General features: G+C 56.5%; 17 protein-coding genes. 12 read left to right on the forward strand and 5 right to left on the reverse strand.

Features of this window, described 5'->3' with window-relative positions; genetic code table 11:
• Positions 1-59 precede the first annotated feature (59 nt).
• Complete coding sequence (locus ACR0NE_RS17710; RefSeq protein WP_170595831.1) at positions 60-2147, forward strand: ABC transporter ATP-binding protein; 2088 nt, start codon at positions 60-62, stop codon at positions 2145-2147.
• Between the two features lie 115 nt (positions 2148-2262).
• On the opposite strand, the gene ACR0NE_RS17715 is transcribed toward ACR0NE_RS17710, so the two are convergent.
• From ACR0NE_RS17715 to ACR0NE_RS17725, 3 genes are all read right to left on the reverse strand, one after another.
• On the reverse strand, positions 2263-3249 hold the full coding sequence (locus ACR0NE_RS17715; protein WP_170393302.1) for an MBL fold metallo-hydrolase: 987 nt from the start codon (positions 3247-3249) through the stop codon (positions 2263-2265).
• Between the two features lie 130 nt (positions 3250-3379).
• Positions 3380-4342, reverse strand: coding sequence for a LuxR C-terminal-related transcriptional regulator (locus ACR0NE_RS17720; protein ID WP_170595833.1), 963 nt, complete (start codon positions 4340-4342; stop codon positions 3380-3382).
• An 87-nt stretch (positions 4343-4429) separates the two neighbouring features.
• The gene (locus ACR0NE_RS17725) at positions 4430-5008 is read right to left on the reverse strand and encodes a lytic transglycosylase domain-containing protein (RefSeq protein ID WP_170405293.1); all 579 of its coding nucleotides are present in this window, start codon (positions 5006-5008) and stop codon (positions 4430-4432) included.
• Between the two features lie 207 nt (positions 5009-5215).
• Between ACR0NE_RS17725 and ssb the strand changes: the two genes are divergently transcribed.
• Positions 5216-5701 (forward strand): single-stranded DNA-binding protein, encoded by a 486-nt coding sequence (gene ssb / locus ACR0NE_RS17730; RefSeq protein WP_170393305.1) that lies wholly within the window; start codon positions 5216-5218, stop codon positions 5699-5701.
• 18 nt (positions 5702-5719) lie between these two features.
• Complete coding sequence (locus ACR0NE_RS17735) at positions 5720-6790, forward strand: site-2 protease family protein (RefSeq protein WP_170595835.1); 1071 nt, start codon at positions 5720-5722, stop codon at positions 6788-6790.
• A gap of 3 nt (positions 6791-6793) precedes the next feature.
• On the opposite strand, the gene aroB is transcribed toward ACR0NE_RS17735, so the two are convergent.
• Both aroB and ACR0NE_RS17745 read right to left on the reverse strand, forming a co-directional pair.
• Entirely contained in the window at positions 6794-7906 is a 1113-nt protein-coding gene (aroB, locus tag ACR0NE_RS17740) for a 3-dehydroquinate synthase (RefSeq protein WP_170595838.1), read from the reverse strand.
• Positions 7906-8493: a shikimate kinase gene (locus ACR0NE_RS17745; RefSeq protein ID WP_170393308.1), complete on the reverse strand. Its 588-nt coding sequence runs from the start codon at positions 8491-8493 to the stop codon at positions 7906-7908. Before ACR0NE_RS17745 ends, aroB begins: the two co-directional genes overlap by 1 nt.
• A 79-nt stretch (positions 8494-8572) precedes the next feature.
• Here ACR0NE_RS17745 and ACR0NE_RS17750 point away from each other — a divergent pair, with 79 nt between their 5' ends.
• The 9 genes from ACR0NE_RS17750 (at position 8573) to ACR0NE_RS17790 (ending at position 20127) form a co-directional block, all read left to right on the forward strand.
• On the forward strand, positions 8573-8722 hold the full coding sequence (locus ACR0NE_RS17750; protein WP_170393309.1) for a hypothetical protein: 150 nt from the start codon (positions 8573-8575) through the stop codon (positions 8720-8722).
• Positions 8712-10238 (forward strand): hypothetical protein, encoded by a 1527-nt coding sequence (locus ACR0NE_RS17755; protein WP_170595840.1) that lies wholly within the window; start codon positions 8712-8714, stop codon positions 10236-10238. The genes ACR0NE_RS17750 and ACR0NE_RS17755 overlap by 11 nt, the downstream gene beginning before the upstream one ends.
• 2 nt (positions 10239-10240) lie before the next feature.
• Positions 10241-11197, forward strand: a complete 957-nt coding sequence (locus tag ACR0NE_RS17760) for a site-specific tyrosine recombinase XerD (RefSeq protein ID WP_170595842.1) — start codon at positions 10241-10243, stop codon at positions 11195-11197.
• Positions 11198-11260: 63 nt separating this feature from the next.
• The gene (locus ACR0NE_RS17765) at positions 11261-12568 is read left to right on the forward strand and encodes an HlyC/CorC family transporter (RefSeq protein ID WP_170393312.1); all 1308 of its coding nucleotides are present in this window, start codon (positions 11261-11263) and stop codon (positions 12566-12568) included.
• Between the two features lie 105 nt (positions 12569-12673).
• Positions 12674-15091: a GcvT family protein gene (locus ACR0NE_RS17770; protein ID WP_170595844.1), complete on the forward strand. Its 2418-nt coding sequence runs from the start codon at positions 12674-12676 to the stop codon at positions 15089-15091.
• Between the two features lie 31 nt (positions 15092-15122).
• Entirely contained in the window at positions 15123-15737 is a 615-nt protein-coding gene (locus tag ACR0NE_RS17775; protein ID WP_170595847.1) for a nucleotidyltransferase family protein, read from the forward strand.
• Between the two features lie 746 nt (positions 15738-16483).
• A complete protein-coding gene (locus ACR0NE_RS17780; RefSeq protein WP_170421237.1) occupies positions 16484-17920 on the forward strand; it encodes a DegQ family serine endoprotease in 1437 nt (478 codons plus the stop codon).
• A 163-nt stretch (positions 17921-18083) separates the two neighbouring features.
• The gene (locus ACR0NE_RS17785) at positions 18084-18764 is read left to right on the forward strand and encodes a response regulator transcription factor (RefSeq protein ID WP_170393316.1); all 681 of its coding nucleotides are present in this window, start codon (positions 18084-18086) and stop codon (positions 18762-18764) included.
• Entirely contained in the window at positions 18757-20127 is a 1371-nt protein-coding gene (locus tag ACR0NE_RS17790) for a sensor histidine kinase (protein ID WP_170595849.1), read from the forward strand. The genes ACR0NE_RS17785 and ACR0NE_RS17790 overlap by 8 nt, the downstream gene beginning before the upstream one ends.
• The last annotated feature ends 17 nt before the right edge of the window (positions 20128-20144 follow it).

The raw sequence follows: 20144 nt of genomic DNA on the forward strand, positions 1-20144 counted from the left end.
CCCTAGATATTTTTAGCCAGATGAAGGGGAACCCCCGGACTCTCGCGAGGAGTAATAAGATGAACAAACTGGCGGATTATGACGGGCCAATCCTGGAGATCGACAAGCTTTCGATTTCCTTCTTTACCCGCCTTCGTGAGATCCCTGCCGTGATGGATTTCTCGGTCAGTGTGCAACCCGGCGAAGCCGTCGGTCTGGTGGGTGAATCAGGTTGTGGGAAATCTACCGTGGCGTTGGGTGTCATGCAGGATTTGGGCAAGAATGGCCGCATCGTCGGTGGCTCGATCAAGTTCAAGGGGCGTGATCTGGGTGAAATGACCACTGAGGAGCTGCGCGACATTCGTGGCAATGAAATCGCGATGATCTATCAGGAGCCGATGGCATCGCTGAATCCGGCGATGAAGATCGGCAAACAGCTGATGGAAGTGCCAATGATTCATGAGGGTGTTGGTGCAGAAGAGGCCTTTGCTCGTGCGTTGGAAGTGGTCACCGATGTACGCCTGCCCGACCCTGAGCGGATGCTGAACTCGTTCCCACATCAGCTGTCAGGCGGTCAGCAGCAGCGGATCGTGATTGCGATGGCGCTGATGTCGAAACCTGCCTTGTTGATCTTGGATGAGCCAACAACCGCTCTGGACGTGACGGTCGAGGCCGCCGTGGTCGAGTTGGTCAAGGATCTGGGCAAGAAATACGGCACCTCGATGCTGTTCATTTCGCACAATCTGGGTCTGGTGCTGGAAACCTGCGACCGGCTGTGCGTGATGTATTCAGGTGAGGCCGTCGAGCGCGGCTCGATCAAGGATGTATTCGACGAGATGCAGCACCCGTATACGCAGGCGCTGTTCCGCTCGATCCCGCTGCCGGGCGCTGACAAGAACTCGCGCCCACTGGTCGCCATACCTGGGAACTTTCCCCTGCCCCATGAGCGGCCTCCGGGCTGTAACTTTGGTCCGCGCTGCGACTATTTCGAAGAAGGTCGCTGTGACGCTAAGGATATCCTGATGGAGGCGGTACCGGGCAACGACCGACACCATACGCGATGCTTGAAATTTCAGGAAATCGACTGGAACGCGCCAATCACCGTTGGTGAGCAGAAAGAGAAAGGCGAGATTGGCCGGACTGTTCTAAAAATGGACAACCTCAAGAAATACTATGAGGTGGCTGCGAATGCATTGTTCGGCGGTGGTGAGACCAAAGTGGTCAAGGCCAATGAGACGCTAAGCTTTGAAGCGCATGAATCCGAGACGCTTGCCATTGTCGGCGAATCCGGTTGCGGCAAATCCACTTTTGCGAAGGTCTTGATGGGGCTGGAAACGGCCACCGACGGGCAGATCCTGCTGGACAACCGCAATATCGAGGACGTGCCCATCGAAGAACGCGACGCCAAGACCGTTGGCGAAGTGCAGATGGTGTTTCAGAACCCGTTCGACACGCTGAACCCGTCGATGACCGTAGGCCGTCAAATCATCCGGGCGCTGGAAATCTTTGGCGTCGGTGACTCCGAGGCCGATCGCAAGAAGCGGATGCTGGAACTGCTGGATCTCGTGAAATTGCCCCGCGCCTTCGCGGACAGGATGCCACGCCAGCTATCAGGCGGTCAGAAGCAGCGCGTCGGTATCGCCCGCGCCTTTGCCGGTGATGCACGGATCGTGGTTGCGGATGAACCGGTTTCGGCGCTGGACGTATCCGTACAAGCTGCCGTTACGGACCTGTTGATGGAGATTCAGCGCGAGCACAAAACCACGCTGCTGTTCATCAGTCACGACCTTTCAATCGTACGCTATCTCAGTGACCGTGTGATGGTGATGTATCTGGGGCATGTGGTTGAACTGGGCACCACCGATCAGGTCTTTAGCCCACCCTATCATCCCTACACTGAGGCATTGCTAAGTGCGGTTCCAATCGCGGACACATCGATCGAAAAACAGCACATCGTGCTTGAGGGCGATATCCCCTCGGCCATGAACCCGCCGCCGGGTTGCCCGTTCCAAACACGCTGTCGCTGGAAATCAGAAGTGCCGGATGGGCGATGCGAATCCCATGTGCCTCCGGTGCAAACACTTGCGGATGGTCATCAGGTGAAATGTCACCTTGCCGAAGACATTCTGTCCAAAATGGAGCCGGTTATCAAAATTGCGGCCGAATAGATCCGCGCAAACGAAAGAAAAGGGCCGGTCAAAGACCGGCCCTTTCAATTTGCGTCACGTTTAGTGGGGAGACAGGCGACGCAGGTCGTGGGTGAGTGGCAGTTTCTGATCGTAATCAGCCCGTCATCACGTTGTTGCCGAAGTGCATGAACTCCTGATTCATACCCGCCACATCTCCGGCTTCCAGTTTTAGACTGGCGCTGTCGAGCATCTTGTAACTCTGCTGGCTTTTGACCCAATCGTCTGCGGCCTGCAGCGTCGTAAGCGTGTATGACGTAACCTCATTGAGGTAGTGCGTCGGGATGATGATCTTGGGCTTGAGCTTGGCGACAATATCGTTGCCCTGATCGAAGCTAAGGATGTGTTCCGATCCGTCGACGGGCAAAGTCAGCACGTCTACCTGTCCTATAGCATCCCAGAACTCCTGAGGCGGATTGTGGCGGTTGTCGCCCCAGATCAAGGTGCGAATGCCTCCGGTTTCGACAAGGTAGACCACCATATCCATATGTCCGACGTTGTTGGGCGGACAAGCTTCCGCGCCAAACTCGGCCAAGGCGTTGGTCCATTCGTACCAACCCGGCGCAACGCAGGCATGTTTGTCAGCAAAACCTGTGATCTTAAGATCAGCAAATTCAAAATTGCCCGCCATCCTGTCTAAAACCATTGTGGAACTTGGCCGCTCGATAGCGTCATGGTCAAAATGAGCATGAGTGGACATAGTGATATCAACTGGGATCTGCGGGAACTCGTTGCGGAACCACAGGCCCCATGCGCCGGAGGGATCATCGCGCCAAGGATCAAACAACACGGTCGCTCCGTTTGGAGAGGTGATTTTAATCGCGCAGTGACCGTAATAATCGATTCCAACCGCTCCCGTGCTTGCCTGACCAGTCGAGCCCTGTAGATCGATTACGTGGTTATTATTGCCAGGCTGCAGCCAGGCCTGCGATTGCGCCTCGGCCGGTTTGCTACCCAACAGTGAGGCCCCTGCACCGACACCGGCGGCCCCGGCAGCCATAAAGAACGATCGACGCGACAGACCACTTGCCAATGTGTCGCGTTCTCCGTTTAGAATTGTGGGTTTCAGATCTTTGCGATCCATTTTTTATCCTCCCGAGTTGAAAAGGCCCGGCTTGGTCCGCACCCTTGCGACCAGCCTAGCGCGCGTGGCACAGGTTGCTCAGATCAGAAAAATCGGGGGGGAATATGGGGGAAATCCCCATATTCAGAAATCACGAAATCGACAAAAGATGGCTTCGCAAGTTCTGGTCACGGCCTTCGAGGCCAAGTTTTCGACGAATATTGTTACGATGAAAATCAATTGTAGAAGTTTCGCGCGACATCACCCGGGCGATATCTTTCGTGGTTTTGCCCGACATGACCAGCTGAGCAATTTCGATCTCGGTCGGCGTCATGACCGAAAACGCATCCGAAAGCTTGTCGGAAATCATTGAAGTAATCTCTTGCAGATTACGCTCGGCCAATTCCAGATAAACTTGCGAGGCGTCGCCTTCGGTCAATAGCCCGCGCAACTTGTCCAGATATGGCAACACCATCGTGCGAACCTGATCTACGATATCCTGATCCCGGTCTTTCCGATCGTCGTCCAAACTGGTCAACAGCACCCGTAGCGCCGTGTTTGTTTCCTGCAGCTCCCGCGTCCTCGCCGCAACGCGGTGCTCCAGTTGCGCCAGAGTTTCATTCAACTTCACTTCCAGCGCTCGGCGCAGGTAAACCTCTTGGATCAAAGCCAAATCCGATTCAACCATGCGCGCAAACTGTGCCAAACCTTCACGAAACAACAAGGCTCGGCGATTGCGGTGACGGTCCAAGACGCAGATTGTTCCGAATACCGAACCATCCGGCCACTTCAGCGGAAAACCGATATAGAAGGACATTCCATGCTCCATGTCCTCATTGTCGCTCCAAGCCGGGTCACAGGTTGCGTCCTCGACAACAAATTCGCCGTCGCGTTCCAGAACGCCCTGACAATAGAGCTTCGGGTTCAGTCGAAAATTCATGCCGACCGGGTATGGGTTTTCTGGATGATCCGATGTGATCAGAACCGCATGATCCGGCGCTTCGGTCTTCATGATCAAAGTGGCGGGCACATCGGCCAGCTGCGAAACAAGGTCGACCAAACGCTGCCAGTTCGCCATTGTTTCGGGTGGTATGTTGGGTCGATCTTGGATCATCGTAATTCGCACAAGTCCGAAAGGTTATCCAATCAGACTAGGACAGCGTTTGGCGGTAGATCAAGAAACAGACACGCTGCGGCGCAGCTAGCCCCCCCAGATCACTTTTACGTAGTTCTGGGTTTCCTTGTAGGGTGGAATTCCGCCGTGCTTTTCAACTGCTTTGGGCCCTGCATTGTAAGCTGCCAGTGCAAGGCGCCAGGACTTGAACTTGCGGTATTGCCAGGAAAGATAACGCGCACCACCCTCCAGATTCTGGATCGGATCGTGCGGATTGACGCCAAGCAGCCGCGCGGTCTGGGGCATCAGTTGCGCAAGACCCAAGGCCCCTTTGTGGGATTTGGCATTCGGGTTCCACCCGCTTTCTTGTTGAACAAGTCGCAGGAAAAGTTCTTCCGGCACATTATGTTGCCGCGCTGCTTTTCTGGCATGATCGAGATACTGGCCCCGATAGTTACCAGTGTAACGCTTGACGAATTTCCCACGCTCGGTCTTGGGTTTAAGCCGTTCAGAGCCGCGATATTGCGTAGCGGCCCGATTATCCAAAACCTTGGATTGTTTGAGGAATATCGCCTTGCGATTCTTGGTGGACAGCGTTTCTGCCTGCGTCGCGAACGACGTCAGACAAAGACCCAATACCGAGATACCACCGACCAGAAAACGCATTAATGCCAATCCTGCACCCTCAACAACCAATCAGATTATAGTTAAATCAGCCGGAAATGAAAGCTTGGTTAAGACAGTCCTAATGTTTTCCTGCTCACCGTTGCACGATCAATCATGTTTCAACCAAGTCGTAGCCCGTATAGGGTCGGCAGCAGAATACAGCGCCAGATTCGGGCGCCATCCAGTCAGAGTAAAACGAGGGAATATATGGCGGGTTCAGTCAACAAGGTCATTCTGATCGGTAATCTCGGTGCCGACCCCGAGGTGCGGTCGTTCCAGAACGGTGGTAAGGTGTGCAACCTGCGCATCGCAACGTCAGAGACATGGAAAGACCGCAACACTGGTGAGCGTCGGGATCGAACCCAATGGCACACGGTCGCCATCTTCTCGGAACCTCTGGTTCGCGTTGCCGAGCAGTATTTGCGTAAAGGCAGCAAAGTCTATGTCGAGGGCCAGTTAGAGACCCGCAAGTGGCAGGATCAGTCGGGGCAGGATCGCTATTCGACTGAGGTTGTCCTGCGCCCTTACCGCAGCGAGCTGACTATGCTGGATGCCCGCGGTGAAGGCGGTGGCGGCGGTGGTGGCTATGGCGGTGGTCAGGCCGGAGGAGGCTATGGTGATCCCTATGGCGGTCAGTCCAGCGCCCCTGCCCCTGCATCCGGCGGCATCGATGACGACGAGATTCCGTTCTAAACCAAACGGAGAAACAACATGGCATGGTCCTTCTCACTTGGCCGATTGCTCGGCTCGGAACTGAGGGTCCATGTCACCTTCTTCCTGCTGCTCGCCTGGGTTGGTTTTGCGGCGTATTCCAGCGGCGGTTGGCCCGCTGCGCTCAACAACATCCTGTTCGTTCTGGCTTTGTTTGCCTGTGTCGTCGCGCATGAATTCGGTCACGCGCTCATGGCAAGGCGATACGGCATTCGCACCCCTGATATCACTTTGCTGCCAATCGGTGGACTGGCACGTCTTGAGCGGATGCCAGAAAAACCGATGCAGGAGGTTTGGGTCGCCTTAGCAGGCCCGGCCGTAAACGTCGTCATCTGGGCCATCCTTGTGGTTTTAGGCGCGGGGATACAACTTGGATCGCTGGCCCAGATCGACTCGGCAGGCACGAACCTATTGAGCCGTCTGGCCTATGTGAATCTGCTGCTGGCGGCCTTCAACATGATCCCGGCATTTCCGATGGACGGCGGGCGTGTATTCCGCGCCTTGCTATGTATGAAGATGGAACGTGCCAAGGCCACGCGGATCGCCGCCCTTGGCGGTCAGATCGTAGCGGTCGGGCTTGGCTTTCTGGGGCTGACCTCTGGCAACCCGATACTGGTTCTGATCGCCGTCTTTGTCTTCATTGCCGCGAATTCCGAAAACCAGGACGTTGCGCTACGTTCGGTTGCGCGGCGTGTTAAGGCCCGGGATGCGATGATCACCGAGTTCAAGGCGTTGTCGCCCGATGATACGTTGGCGACGGCGGCTCAAGCGGTCATTCATACGACCCAGCACGAGTTTCCCGTCTTGGCCGAGGATGGCAGCCTTTTGGGTTTTGTCACCCGTGACCGACTGTTCGCAGCGTTAGCAAGCGACCATCCCCGATCCGAGCCTGCAGCGTCGATTATGGATAAGAACATACCACAAGTCGCGCTCACCAGCGGGTTGGACCAAGTTCTGAATGGCCTGCATAAAGGTGCACCCGCAATTGCTGTTTGTACCAAATCGGGACACATGGTTGGCTATATCACCCGCGAAAACATCGGCGAGCTGATGGTAATCCAGGGGCGCTGAATCTCAGCAGGCGGCCAGCGCATCATCAAGCACCGAGACCACTGTCTCGCGCGGCACTTCTGAAGTGACGAATGCCTGCCCGATGCCTCGTGCCATAATGAAACGCAACTGGCCATCCACGACCTTTTTGTCCTGCGCCATCAGATCGACCAGTGTTTCTGCATCCGGCAATTCACCCGGAATATCGGCCAGATCAGTCTTCATGCCCATGGCGCGCAAATGCGCCCTGACACGGCTTGGATCTTCTTGCGGGCAAAGCCCCAACCGAGAAGAAGTTTCAAACGCCAGCGCACAGCCGATGGCGACACCTTCACCGTGCAGCAATCGATCAGAATAATCGGTTGCAGCCTCAAGTGCGTGGCAGAAAGTATGACCCAGATTGAGCAGCGCCCGGTCGCCCTGCTCGGTCTCGTCGCGTGCCACGATATCGGCCTTCATCTGAACCGAGCGTGTGACGGCCTGCACGCGCGCCGCCATGTCGCCGGATGCTAACAGAGGCCCGTTGTCTTCAAGCCACTCAAAGAACTGGGCATCGCCCAACAGTCCATATTTGACGACTTCGCCGTATCCGGCGAGAAAGTCCCGCGCCTGTAACGTGCCCAGCACGTCCGTGTCGGCCAACACCAGTGACGGCTGGTGAAACGCTCCAATCAGGTTCTTGCCCTGTGGCGCATTGATCCCGGTCTTGCCCCCAACCGAGCTGTCGACCTGTGCCAGCAGCGAAGTCGGTATCTGAACAAAGCGTACCCCGCGCCGCATCACTGCTGCAGCAAATCCCACCAGATCACCGATCACACCCCCACCTAGCGCAACGACGATGTCGTTCCGTTCGACCTTCTCCGCCAGCAACCATTCTACCGCGCGCTCAAAATGCGGCCAGCTTTTGGTGGCCTCACCCGCTGGCAGTGCCAGAGCATTCATCCCGATCCCGGCTGAGGCCAGGCCTTCACGCAGTGCATCCAGATGCAGGCCCGCGACAGTCTCATCCGTCAGAACCGCGACACGCTTACGCTTTATCAGTGGAGCAATCCGTTCCCCAGATTGCGCCAAAAGGCCGGGACCGATCTCAACATCATATGAACGCTCGGCCAGATCAACATGTACGGTTTGATGCATTAAATTCGTTCCAAAATATCAGGGCGCGTCACCAATGCAGCGATCACCCGATCCACCATATCTTCGATTGCGGTTTCGCCATCTGAGTCAGCCACCAGATCGGCCTGTTCATAGATCGGCACGCGCGCCTCGTACAAACCGCGCAACGTTGCATACGGGTCTGCCGTACGCAGCAATGGGCGCGTGTCTTTATGTTTGACGCGATTCCACAACACGTTCAGATCGGCCCGCAACCAAACAGATGCACCGCGATCTGAGATCATTTTTCGATTGCCCTCTGCCAGAAACGCGCCGCCCCCAGTCGACAGGATGCCTTTTTCCTCGTCCAGAAGCCGCCCGATGATCTGACTTTCCTTGCTGCGAAAGAACGCCTCACCATCGCGGGCAAAGATCTCGGGGATGGTCATGTTGGCCGCCGATTCGATCTCGGAATCGCTATCGAGAAAGGGAACACCGAGTCGAGCCGCCAGAGCCCGGCCCACCGCAGTCTTTCCAGCCCCCATCATTCCGACCAAAACGACGGTTTTGTGCAGTTGAAACTGCGCCGCTGTGTCGGAACGCACCGTGTTATGCTTAATTTCGCTCATTTCGTCGTGAATGACGTGATCTTAAGAAAAATGCTAGTTATAACTTGGGCAAAAGCAAAAATTGAGGCAGCGTTCACCCATGGGCCGTTTAATCAAGTTCCTGATTTACCTCATCTGCCTGTGTTTCATCGGGCTGGTTGGGTATGCCTATGTCGGGCCGTTTTTTGGTGCGGACTTTTCCGCTCCTCAAAGTGAAGTCCGCGAACCGGTCATCTTGAATGCCGACTAGAACCACTCTTCTGGCGGTTTTTCTAGCCGGAACTGCGCACGCACAATCGACGGAGCCCTTGTCGATCATTGACTGGCTGACCGACCCCCCAGAAAATCTACCGGGCACAGTGCTGATGGAACCGCCTGTGACCCAGACAGGGTTGCAGCCGGATATTCAGGTCACCCCGCTTGAGGCGCTGTCGCCACCGCTGGGTTTGGTGGCCTCTTCCGTCACAGGTCTGCCGGTCAACTTGTGGCAGAACAGCGATGCGGATCGGTTGGCGGAACTGATCGCGCAGGTGCGGGTCAAGTCCAACCCCGCAATGCAGCGGCTGCTGTTCACCCTGCTCCTTTCCGAGGCACGTCCCCCGAGCGGAGGACAGGCAGAAGACAAATTGCTGATGGCGCGACTGGACCGCCTTATGCAATTGGGCGCATCCGATCCGGTACAATCTCTGGTTCAGCTGGCCGGTCCGACCGATACGCAAGCTCGTTTCAAACGCTGGTTCGATGCAACTTTGCTGACGGGTGACGAAGACCGGAGTTGCACCGCGCTGATCGCGCAGCCGAATTTGTCTCGGGATTACGCGGCGCAGATATTCTGCAAGGCCCGTCGTGGAGATTGGGCCTCAGCCGCGCTGACGCTCGAAGCCGCTCATGCGCTGCAGGTGCTTCCCGAAGACCAGCTTGCCTTGCTCGATCGCTTTCTCAGCCCGGAATTGTTCGAAGGGGCTGAGTATCTTCCTCAGCCCGACGACCCGAATCCGCTTACGTTCCGTCTGTTCGAAGCCATTGGTGAACGTTTGCCCACGGCTTCACTGCCACGGGCGTTCGCCAATGCCGATCTGCGCGATGTGGCGGGCTGGAAAGCTCAGGTCGAAGCTGCTGAACGATTGACGCGGATTGGCGCGCTGACACCCAATCAGTTGCTTGGCCTATATACCGAACGTTCGCCGGCTGCTTCGGGTGCTGTCTGGGACCGCGTGGCTGCCATCCAACGGTTCGAAACCGCATTGGAAACCGGAAATCCCGAGGCAGTTTCCAAAACTCTTGTTGAGGTCTGGGCTCAGATGAAAACCGTCGGGCTTGAGGTTCCGTTTGCCGAACTTTTTGCCCCGCGTCTGGCAGCAATGAAACTATCAGGTTCGGCCGCCAAGAATCTGCGGTGGCGTATTCTGCTGTTGTCCGAGCTTTATGAAGACGCAGCGCAAGATGTGCCCGAAGGTTCCGATGCGAATATGTTTCTGGCCGCCCTGGCACAGGGCGATCCGCAACGCGCGCCGTCGCCAACCCCTCTGGCGGATGCCATTTCGCAGGGCTTTGCCTGGTCCGCGCCCATCCCTTCGGATATCGACGGGCTGCTGAGTAACGATCAATTGGGCGAAGCCATTCTGGAAACGATGCAATTGTTCGCCCATGGCGCGCGCGGCAATCTGGTCGACCTGACCGCTGCAATCGCTGCGTTCCGCCGCGTGGGTCTTGAAGACACCGCACGTCGGGCCGCGTTGCAGTTGATGATCTTGAACGGGGCTTGAGCATGACCGCGCCCGCGTCTCAGGAGCTGTGGATTTCCACCTTCCTCGAAGCGCAAGCTGCCGAGCTTGGCGCTGCCACCAACACCCTGCTCGCCTATGGCCGGGATCTGAAAGATTTCTCTGATTGGTTGACGCGTCGGAAATCGGGCTTTTCCGAAGCGGATCGCGATCGGATTGAAGGTTACCTGATCGATTGCGATGCGCAGGGCCTGTCGCGCTCGACAAGGGCACGGCGGTTGTCGGCGATCAAACAATTGTATCGATTTGCTTTCGAAGAAGGCTGGCGCGAAAGCAACCCGGCCATCCAGATCAAGGGACCTGGGCGCCCCAAGCGATTGCCTAAGACACTGGACGTGCCCGAAGTTGACCGCCTGCTTGCAGCAGCGCGGCGCACGGGTCGTTCCGACGCAGACAAAATTCGCAACACGTGCCTGATGGAACTGCTCTATGCGACGGGGATGCGGGTGACAGAACTGGTGTCGCTGCCGGTCAGTTCAGCCAGAGGTGATCCCCGCATGCTGCTGGTCCTCGGCAAAGGTGGGAAAGAACGGATGGTTCCGCTGTCCCCCCCTGCCCGCGAGGCGTTGGCAGACTGGCTGCAAGCCCGCGATACGGCCGAGGAAAAAGCCATTTCCAAAGGGGGGCAAGCGTCGCGTTTCCTGTTCCCGTCGCGCGGGAAGTCCGGGCACTTGACGCGGCATCGCTTCTTTCTGCTGGTCAAGGAACTGGCGATCGAAGGCGGTGTTTCGCCTGAAAAAGTCACACCTCACACGCTACGCCATGCGTTTGCGACGCACCTGCTTGCCAATGGCGCGGATCTGCGATCGATCCAGACGCTGTTGGGCCATGCCGATGTGGCGACGACCGAGATCTATACGCATGTTCTGGATGAGCGATTGTCGGAACTGGTGTTGGAACACCACCCGCTGGCCAAAGACGACACCACAGATCAGGGCTAACCCCTTGATTGGCCGGGCCCGCACCCCCATAACGAATGCAGCAACACGAACAACCTAGGACCAATGGAACCCACTCCTTCTCTGCTTGATGGCGCATTCTGGATCACGACAGGATCCATTCTTCTTCTCCTTGTCCTATCGGGCTTTTTCTCGGGCTCCGAAACTGCGCTGACCGCATCATCGCGTGGCAAGCTGAGAGCGCAGGCTGACAAAGGCTCGCGCGGGGCGAAAAAAGCGCTGGAAATCACCGATGATAACGAACGTCTGATCGGCTCGGTCCTTCTCGGCAACAACCTTGTCAACATCCTTGCCGCTTCGTTGGCAACCGCCCTGTTTACCCGCCTGTTCGGCGAAAGCGGTGTGGCGCTGGCGACGCTCGTGATGACCCTTCTGGTGCTGATCTTTGCCGAGGTGCTGCCCAAGACCTACGCGATTACCAACGCCGAAAAAGCCGCCGCCTTGGTGGCACCCGTTATCAGCGTCGTCGTAACGGTGTTCTCGCCGGTGGTGGCTGCCGTCCGACTGCTGGTGCGCGGTGTATTGCGCCTGTTCGGCGTACAGATCGACCCTGATAGCAACATCCTTGCGGTCCGTGAAGAAATCGCTGGCGCATTGCAACTGGGCCATTCCGAAGGTGTGGTCGAAAAAGAAGATCGCGACCGTATTCTGGGCGCGCTCGATCTTGGCGACCGCGCGGTGGAAGAGATCATGCTTCACCGCTCGAATATCGAGATGATCGATGCGGATGACGAACCCGAGGCGATCCTGAAACAGTGTCTGGAAAGCCCACACACCCGCCTGCCTGTGTTCCGTGAAGAACAGGAAAACATCGTGGGTGTCGTGCACGCCAAAGACTTGTTCCGCGCAATGTATGCGCAGGTAGGTGGCGCCGATGGTGATCCAGAGCGGCTTAAGAATTTCGACATCGCGAAGGTTGCCAACGATCCTTATTTCGTGCCCGAAACCACCACTCTGGACGACCAAATGCGTGAGTTTCTTCGCATGCACAGCCATTTCGCGCTTGTTGTTGACGAATATGGATCGCTGCGCGGGCTGATCACGCTGGAAGATATTCTGGAAGAGATCGTGGGCGAGATCGCAGACGAGTTCGACATCGACGAAGATGTCCCAGTTACCCGATCTGACGACGGCCAGTATCTGGTCGAAGGCGCGATGACCATCCGCGACGCCAACCGCGCGCTAGACTGGTCGCTGCCGGATGAAGAAGCCAACACGCTGGCCGGGTTGGTGATCCACGAGGCTCAGATGATCCCCATTGTGGGCCAAGTATTCTCGTTCCACGGTTTCCGGTTTGAGGTCACGGCCCGCGAAGGCAACAGGATCACCGCCCTCAAGGTTCGTCCTCTCTAAGCCCTACAGCATGCGTATTCAGCAAACGACGCGCGGTGTCGCGAACGGAACAGTAATACGCCAGAGCCCTCGGCAGGCTCGGCCAAAAGCCGAGGGAGAAACATCGTGAAAACCACCACCCGTGTCGCAGTTATCGGAGGCGGCGTTGTCGGATGCTCGGTCCTCTATCACCTGACCAAGCTCGGTTGGTCGGATGTGATGCTGCTGGAACGGTCTGAGCTGACCAGCGGTTCGACCTGGCATGCGGCGGGCGGGTTTCACACCCTGAACGGTGACACAAACATGGCCGCCCTGCAGGGTTATACCATCCGGCTGTACAAAGAGCTGGAAGAGATCACGGGCATGTCGTGTGGCCTGCACCACGTCGGCGGCGTCACGCTGGCCGACAATCAAGACCGGTTCGACATGTTACTCGCCGAACGCGCCAAGCACCGATTTATGGGTCTTGAGACCGAGATTGTCGGGCCAGAGGAGATCAAAAAAATTGCTCCGATCACCAACACCGATGGCATCCTTGGTGCACTGTATGATCCGCTGGACGGGCATCTTGATCCGTCGGGTACAACACACGCATACGCCAAGGCCGCGCGTATGGGCGGGGCTACGATCGAAACACATTGCATGGTGCGCGAGACCAACCAGCGCCCGGACGGAACTTGGGACGTGGTGACCGACAAGGGTACAATTCACGCCGAACATATCGTCAATGCGGGCGGATTGTGGGCGCGCGAGGTCGGTGCGATGGCCGGGATCTATTTCCCGTTACATCCGATGGAGCATCAATATCTGGTCACCGATAACATACCCGAGATCGAGGCCATCATCGACGCAGGTGGCGAGCACCCGCATGTGATGGACCCCGCTGGTGAAAGCTACCTGCGGCAAGAAGGGCGTGGACTGTGCATCGGATTTTACGAACAGCCCTGCAAGCCCTGGGCGGTCGACGGCACCCCGTGGGAGTTTGGCCATGAACTGCTGCCCGATGACTTCGACAAGATCACCGATAGCATCGAATTCGCCTACAAACGCTTCCCTGTTCTCGCTGAGGCGGGTGTCAAATCCGTCATCCATGGGCCGTTTACCTTTGCCCCGGATGGCAACCCTCTGGTCGGTCCGGTGCCTGGAGTGCGGAACTACTGGTCAGCCTGCGGTGTCATGGCCGGTTTCAGCCAAGGCGGTGGTGTTGGCTTGACCCTTGCTCAATGGATGATCGAAGGCGAACCCGAACGCGATGTGTTTGCCATGGATGTGGCGCGGTTTGGCGATTGGATCGGCCCGGGCTATACGCGCCCCAAGGTGATCGAGAACTATCAGAAGCGGTTCAGCGTCGCTTATCCGAACGAGGAACTGCCTGCAGCGCGTCCCAACCGAACCACACCAATGTACGACATCTTCAGCGATCTCGGTGCCGTTTGGGGGCAGCAATACGGGCTGGAAGTACCAAACTACTTTGCCCAGGGCGATGAACCGGATTTCGAGACACCCTCGTTCCGCCGTTCCAACGCCTTTGAGGCCACCGGCCGCGAAGTTCGTGCCGTGCGTGGAGGTGTTGGGATCAACGAAGTCCACAATTTCGGAAAATACCGTATTACCGGTGCCGGTGCTCGTGCATGGCTGGATCGCATCATGGCGGGCCGCATACCCAAACCAGGCCGCGTTTCACTGACGCCAATGTTGTCGCATAAAGGTAAGCTGATCGGGGATTTCACCGTCTCCTGCTTGGGCGACGACCTTTTTCACCTGACCGCCTCCTACGGCAGTCAGGCATTTCATATGCGTTGGTTCCTGCAAAACCAGGACCATGGCGTGGGCATCGAGAACATCAGCGACCGGTTGAATGGGTTTCAGATCGCAGGCCCCAAGGCCACCGAGGTTTTGTCGGCCTGCACCCGAGAAGCAGTCAACTCGCTCAGGTTCCTCGACGTGCGCAAGATGACAATTGGCATGACGGACTGCATCGTTCAGCGTGTCAGCTATACCGGCGATCTGGGTTATGAGATTTATTGCGACCCAATGGCCCAACGGCAACTCTGGTGGAGTTTGTGGCAAGCGGGTCAAGCTCATGACATGACCCCATTTGGCATGCGCGCAATGATGAGTCTGCGTCTGGACAAGTTCTTTGGCTCGTGGATGCGAGAATTTTCACCCGACTATACAGCGGCAGAAACCGGGTTGGATCGGTTTATCTCATTCTCCAAGAGCAGCGATTTCATAGGCCGAGCAGCGGCCGAGGCCGAGCGCGCATCTGGCGCTGATCGCCGCTTGGTGGCTTTTGAGGTCGACGCGGCAGATGCAGATGTAAACGCGTACGAACCGATCTGGTTAGACGGCGTTGTTGTCGGCTTCTGTACATCTGGTGGGTATTCGCACTTTGCGGGCAAGTCGATTGCCATGGGGTTCCTCCCGACTGAACAGGCCACCGAGGGACGTGCGGTTGAAATTGAAATTCTAGGTCAGATGCACAATGCGCGTGTCATCACGACCCTACTTTTCGATCCCGATGGCGCAAGAATGCGGGGATGACTTATTAATCCACCGACGGCATGCTTGCGAAATGACCCAGATTCCCATCATCCTGCTCGCTGCCGGGCAATCCAGCCGCATGGGTGGTGCTGATAAGTTAATGCAACCGATTGAAGGCGTGCCGCTTCTGCGCCGAGTGGCTCAGCGGGCACTTGCCGCAGGTCACGTTATCATCGCCCTGCCCCCGGCCCCACATCCCCGATATACGGTGCTGGACGGCCTCGATGTGCAACTGGTCGAAATCCCAAATGCGCAAGAAGGCATGAATGCCAGTTTGAGAGGCGCAATGGCCTCCATTCCAGCAAATGCACCTGCGGTCATGATCCTGTTATCGGACCTTCCGGACCTCACAACCCAAGACCTGAACAGCGTTCTCCGATCAGTCAAAACCCACCCTGACAATCTGATATGGCGTGGGGCTACTGACGAAGGCGCTCCCGGCCATCCTGTCGTCTTTGATCGTTCTCTATTTTCAGAGCTTTCGGAACTGAACGGTGACAGCGGCGCGCAGATTGTCGTGCAACGCTACAAGGGCAAGGTTCATCTGCATCGCCTGCCCGCCCAGAATGCGCTGCTTGATTTGGATACACCCGCCGATTGGACCCGTTGGAATGCGGGCCGACCGCAAAAGCAGCCCCTCAAATAAACGCGACCCGGTCAATAATGACCGGGTCGCATGCCCAAAAACAGGACTACCACTTTCACCAATCTCTAAAGCGCGGTCAGATCGCCAATCAGGCTTCCCGACGTTGTGCTGCTGAACCTAAACAAGACCCCCTCGTTAACATGCCGCTCAGCGCTATGGAGACTGAGATGCGCCTTTGACACCCCCTAGTGCCTAAGGCCCCCCTCACTTGGGCAACTCCAATGTCGCTGATCCGATGCGTTCAAACAATGTAAAATTGGATGAAATGGTAAATTTCAGCGCAGGTGCACTGGCTTTTGAGCAACAATGCAACACTCTGGATTCTACCAATGGTTGCATCGTCTTATACTTTTTCCAGAAGTTTCCGTCAGTTGCGCACTTAGAATACTGCTAACTTACCTATTTCAAAGGCATCGACGGGCGTGTTCGAAATTTGAACACTCCATCTCACGCAACTTTTAGGAGAAGTATTTTTGAGACCGCAAAAGCGTCGTTTCTTTGTTAACAAAAATGAATCAATTCAATGCTTTTTCGAAATTATTGACTTTATCGGCAACAATCCACCGATTCGCCACATAGCACCCAAGCTGATTCTTGCTACCCGAGCACCTTGAACGGAGTCATTAAAGCGGCGAAACGTGGCGAAATTAAGGTTTCTTAATATTTCTCTCAGGATATCCCAAGGTTGCCAGTGCATCTCCTGTCTCAATGCGCGGGATCAACCGCCGAAATAGACAGGAGTCAAAATGAGCATCCGTAAATCCTCACTGCTTATTCCACGCACATCCAGCTGGATGGGAGCTACCGCACTGGGCGCGGCCATGATGGCCACGACCGCCCTGCCCGCAATGGCAGACGAGGCTCTGGCCGATCTGGTCGAAACCGTCTCGCCTTCGGTGGTCACGATCACCGCCAAGCAAGATGCCAAACCACGCCCTACACAAGGTCAGGAGTTCGACCTAGAAAACCATCCCTTTGGCGAGTTCTTTAAACGGTTCGGCGGTCCTGAAGGATTTGACATGCCGCAGCGAGGCCCCAGCCAGGGTTTGGGATCAGGCTTTGTACTTGATAAGGCGGGATACATCGTCACCAACCACCACGTTGTCGACAACGCCAGCGAAGTGACCGTACGTCTGAGCGATAACCGCACATTCGAAGCTGAAATCGTTGGTACAGATCCGCTTACGGACATCGCCGTGCTTAAAATCGACGCAGGAGAAGACCTGCAAGCCGTTCAAATGGGTGACAGCGACGTCATTCGCGTAGGCGAAGACGTCGTCGCCATCGGCAACCCGTTTGGCCTGAATGCAACCGTTACGACCGGTATTGTTTCCGCGAAGGGGCGCAATATTTCGGAAGGCCCCTACGCCGAATTCATCCAGACCGACGCTGCTATCAACAAAGGCAACTCGGGTGGTCCGCTATTCAACATGGATGGTGAGGTGATCGGTGTGAACTCGGCGATCTATTCGCCCAGCGGCGGCTCAGTCGGACTCGGCTTTGCGGTGACTTCGAATATTGTAGATCACATCACGGCTGATCTGCGCGATGACGGCGAGGTCAGCCGCGGTTGGTTGGGAGTGTCGATCCAGAATGTCAGCCCCGAACTGGCTGCTGCGATGGGTATCGATACGGCAACAGGTGCGCTGGTATCGGATGTTGTACCTGACAGCCCGGCCGATGGCGTACTGCAGCAAGGTGACGTGATCCTGACCTTCAATGACGAAGCCGTTGATTCCAGTAGCGATCTTCCGATCCTGGTTGGCACGACCAAGGTAGGTACTGATAGCACGCTGACTGTTCTTCGAAATGGCAAAGAAGAACAGATCGAACTGACAATCGGTCAGCATCAGTCAGCCTCGGCGGCTACCGATAGCGTGGTTGAAGACAAGTTCGAAGGTACGTCGCTGGGCGTAACCGTGGCACCGCTGACCGAAACCGCCCGCGCCGAGATTGGCGTGGCCGAGAACGTCGATGGTGTTGTTGTCACCGATCTGGAGCCCGAAAGCCCTGCGGCCAAGGCCGGATTGCAGCGTGGTGATGTGATCGTTCGACTGGGCAATCTGGATACCGTTACGCCAGACGCTTTGAAAGAAGCGCTGGAGAACGAAAAGACGGATCCAGCTCTGGTTTTGATCAATCGCGGTGGCAACCAGATCTTCGTCGCGGTCGAAATCGCCTAACCCTACACCTAAGCGCGCCACATGATGGGGAAATCTGGAGCGCTTATTCTGGCAGGCACGGATTGTCCACGTGCCGCCGGAACAGCCGGGTGCACCTTTGCACCCGGCATGTTTTTTTCAAAGAGTATGTGTGTTTAAATCCCATTGGGAAGGAGCCCTGACCATGAGCAGACGCTTGTTGATCGTTGAAGATGACCAAGACACACGGGACTTCATTGCCAAGGGATTTGGTGAAGAAGGCTATGTTGTCGAAGTCGCATCAGATGGCCGCGAAGGCCTGTACCACGCAACTGACGGCGGATTTGATGCGGTCGTACTGGACCGAATGCTTCCCGGGTTGGACGGGTTATCACTGATTAAGTCAATGCGTGCGGCTGGGTTGAAAACACCTGTTCTGATGTTAACCGCCATGAGTGCAGTGGACGAGCGAGTCAAAGGCCTCCGCGCGGGCGCAGACGATTATCTGGTCAAACCATTTTCATTCCAGGAACTTCATGCCCGGATCGAAGCCCTGTTGCGTCGACCGCAAGAAGCCGAAGAAACGCCGACCCTTGCCTGCCGCGATCTCGAAATGGATCTGTTGACCCGCAAGGTCACACGCAACGGTCGTGAAATCACCCTGACTCCGCGCGAATTTCAAATTCTGGAGTTCTTTCTGCGCCGAAAAAACCGCGTCGTCTCGCGCACGATGTTGCTTGAAGGTGTGTGGGATTACCACTTTGACCCGAACACCAACGTGGTCGACGTCCATATTTCGAAACTGCGCCGCCAACTTGATGAAGACGGAGCTGACCCGGTGATTGAAACAGTCCGAGGCGCCGGATACATGGTTTCGGATGGATAACCTGCGCCTGTCGCTGAAAAACTCTCGTACTCGGTTGGTTCTGGCCAGCATGGTGCTTAGCACTTTGCTGACGGCGACCGTTCTGACGATGGTGTATTTTACGGCCAATCGCACGATTTCAGGCGAGACGCGTTCGGTCGTTCAGGCCGAGCTTACGGGCCTCGCAGATGAATATGAACGGCGTGGCATGATCGGGTTGATCTCTGCCATCGACCGCCGTTTGCCGACAGCGGCTGAGCGGGATGCCTTGTACCTGCTGACAGGTCGGCAAGGCACGAAACTGGCGGGCAACCTGACGCATTGGCCGGAAGGGATAACTCCGGGCAGCGGCTGGGTCGATCTTCAGCTTCGCAAAGAAGATACGGATCAATATGTCCCGATCTCTGCCGCTTCAGTCCGGCTGCCGGGTGGTGAGAGGCTGCTTGTCGGGCGTGATTCATTGGCTAGACAGCAATTCGACCGGGTTCTGTTCCGGTCTGTCGCGCTGGCACTTGCCACGGCATTGGCGCTGAGTTTATTGACCGGCTGGCTGCTGACCCGGCTGGTGTTTTCACGACTGAAAGACATCGCCAATACAGCCGACAATATCGTTTCCGGAGATTTAGCTCTGCGCATGCCTCTACGAGGCACGGGCGATGAATTCGATCAGGTCGCGGCCACATTGAACAACATGCTGGATCGTATTGAAGAACTGATCAGCAACCTGCGCACAACGTCCAATTCTATTGCTCATGACCTGCGCTCTCCCCTGTCGCGACTGCGGCAACGGGTCGAATCCCTGGCTGAGCCCGGCAAAAGCGATCAAGATCGCGAGATCGACATGGCGCGCGCGTCTGGCGAGATTGATCACCTGCTGCGCGTTCTCAGCCAACTGACCGAGATTTCGCGCGCCGAGGCCGGTCTGGGCCGCGAACAATTTGAACCGGTAAAGCTTTTGCAACTGGTCGGTGACGTGGTTGAGTTATACGAACCTGTCGCGTCTGATCAGAACATCCGACTTGAGGTCGTTGGAAACGCGGACCCAATCCAAGGCCATCGCCCTCTGCTGTCTCAAGCACTGTCGAACCTTCTTGAAAACGCCATGCGCTACGCCCCGCCCGGCACAGCGATCACCATCGAAATTCAAGACAACGGCGACTATGCGTTACTCAGCGTTCGCGACCGGGGCCCTGGCGTACCCGAAAGCGATCTGCCCCGATTGCAGATGCCGTTTGTGACGCTTGATCCTGCAAGGACAGGCCGCAATGCCGGTCTTGGACTGGCGCTTGTGGCGGCAATTTCGCATATGCACGGCGGCACATTTCTTGCGCGTAACCGGAAGCCAGGGCTTGAGACAACTCTGAAGTTGTCACGCAATTCGTAATTACATGAAGAACATCT

The sequence above is a fragment of the Ruegeria sp. C9 genome, from assembly GCF_056537585.1.

What these genes read in the sequence shown, in the direction of transcription:
- ACR0NE_RS17710 (WP_170595831.1), top strand. Translation starts at nt 60, where the DNA reads ATGAACAAACTGGCGGATTATGACGGGCCAATCCTGGAGATCGACAAG.
- ACR0NE_RS17715 (WP_170393302.1), bottom strand. Translation starts at nt 3,249, where the DNA reads ATGGATCGCAAAGATCTGAAACCCACAATTCTAAACGGAGAACGCGAC.
- ACR0NE_RS17720 (WP_170595833.1), bottom strand. Translation starts at nt 4,342, where the DNA reads ATGATCCAAGATCGACCCAACATACCACCCGAAACAATGGCGAACTGG.
- ACR0NE_RS17725 (WP_170405293.1), bottom strand. Translation starts at nt 5,008, where the DNA reads ATGCGTTTTCTGGTCGGTGGTATCTCGGTATTGGGTCTTTGTCTGACG.
- ssb (WP_170393305.1), top strand. Translation starts at nt 5,216, where the DNA reads ATGGCGGGTTCAGTCAACAAGGTCATTCTGATCGGTAATCTCGGTGCC.
- ACR0NE_RS17735 (WP_170595835.1), top strand. Translation starts at nt 5,720, where the DNA reads ATGGCATGGTCCTTCTCACTTGGCCGATTGCTCGGCTCGGAACTGAGG.
- aroB (WP_170595838.1), bottom strand. Translation starts at nt 7,906, where the DNA reads ATGCATCAAACCGTACATGTTGATCTGGCCGAGCGTTCATATGATGTT.
- ACR0NE_RS17745 (WP_170393308.1), bottom strand. Translation starts at nt 8,493, where the DNA reads ATGAGCGAAATTAAGCATAACACGGTGCGTTCCGACACAGCGGCGCAG.
- ACR0NE_RS17750 (WP_170393309.1), top strand. Translation starts at nt 8,573, where the DNA reads ATGGGCCGTTTAATCAAGTTCCTGATTTACCTCATCTGCCTGTGTTTC.
- ACR0NE_RS17755 (WP_170595840.1), top strand. Translation starts at nt 8,712, where the DNA reads ATGCCGACTAGAACCACTCTTCTGGCGGTTTTTCTAGCCGGAACTGCG.
- ACR0NE_RS17760 (WP_170595842.1), top strand. Translation starts at nt 10,241, where the DNA reads ATGACCGCGCCCGCGTCTCAGGAGCTGTGGATTTCCACCTTCCTCGAA.
- ACR0NE_RS17765 (WP_170393312.1), top strand. Translation starts at nt 11,261, where the DNA reads ATGGAACCCACTCCTTCTCTGCTTGATGGCGCATTCTGGATCACGACA.
- ACR0NE_RS17775 (WP_170595847.1), top strand. Translation starts at nt 15,123, where the DNA reads ATGACCCAGATTCCCATCATCCTGCTCGCTGCCGGGCAATCCAGCCGC.
- ACR0NE_RS17780 (WP_170421237.1), top strand. Translation starts at nt 16,484, where the DNA reads ATGAGCATCCGTAAATCCTCACTGCTTATTCCACGCACATCCAGCTGG.
- ACR0NE_RS17785 (WP_170393316.1), top strand. Translation starts at nt 18,084, where the DNA reads ATGAGCAGACGCTTGTTGATCGTTGAAGATGACCAAGACACACGGGAC.
- ACR0NE_RS17790 (WP_170595849.1), top strand. Translation starts at nt 18,757, where the DNA reads ATGGATAACCTGCGCCTGTCGCTGAAAAACTCTCGTACTCGGTTGGTT.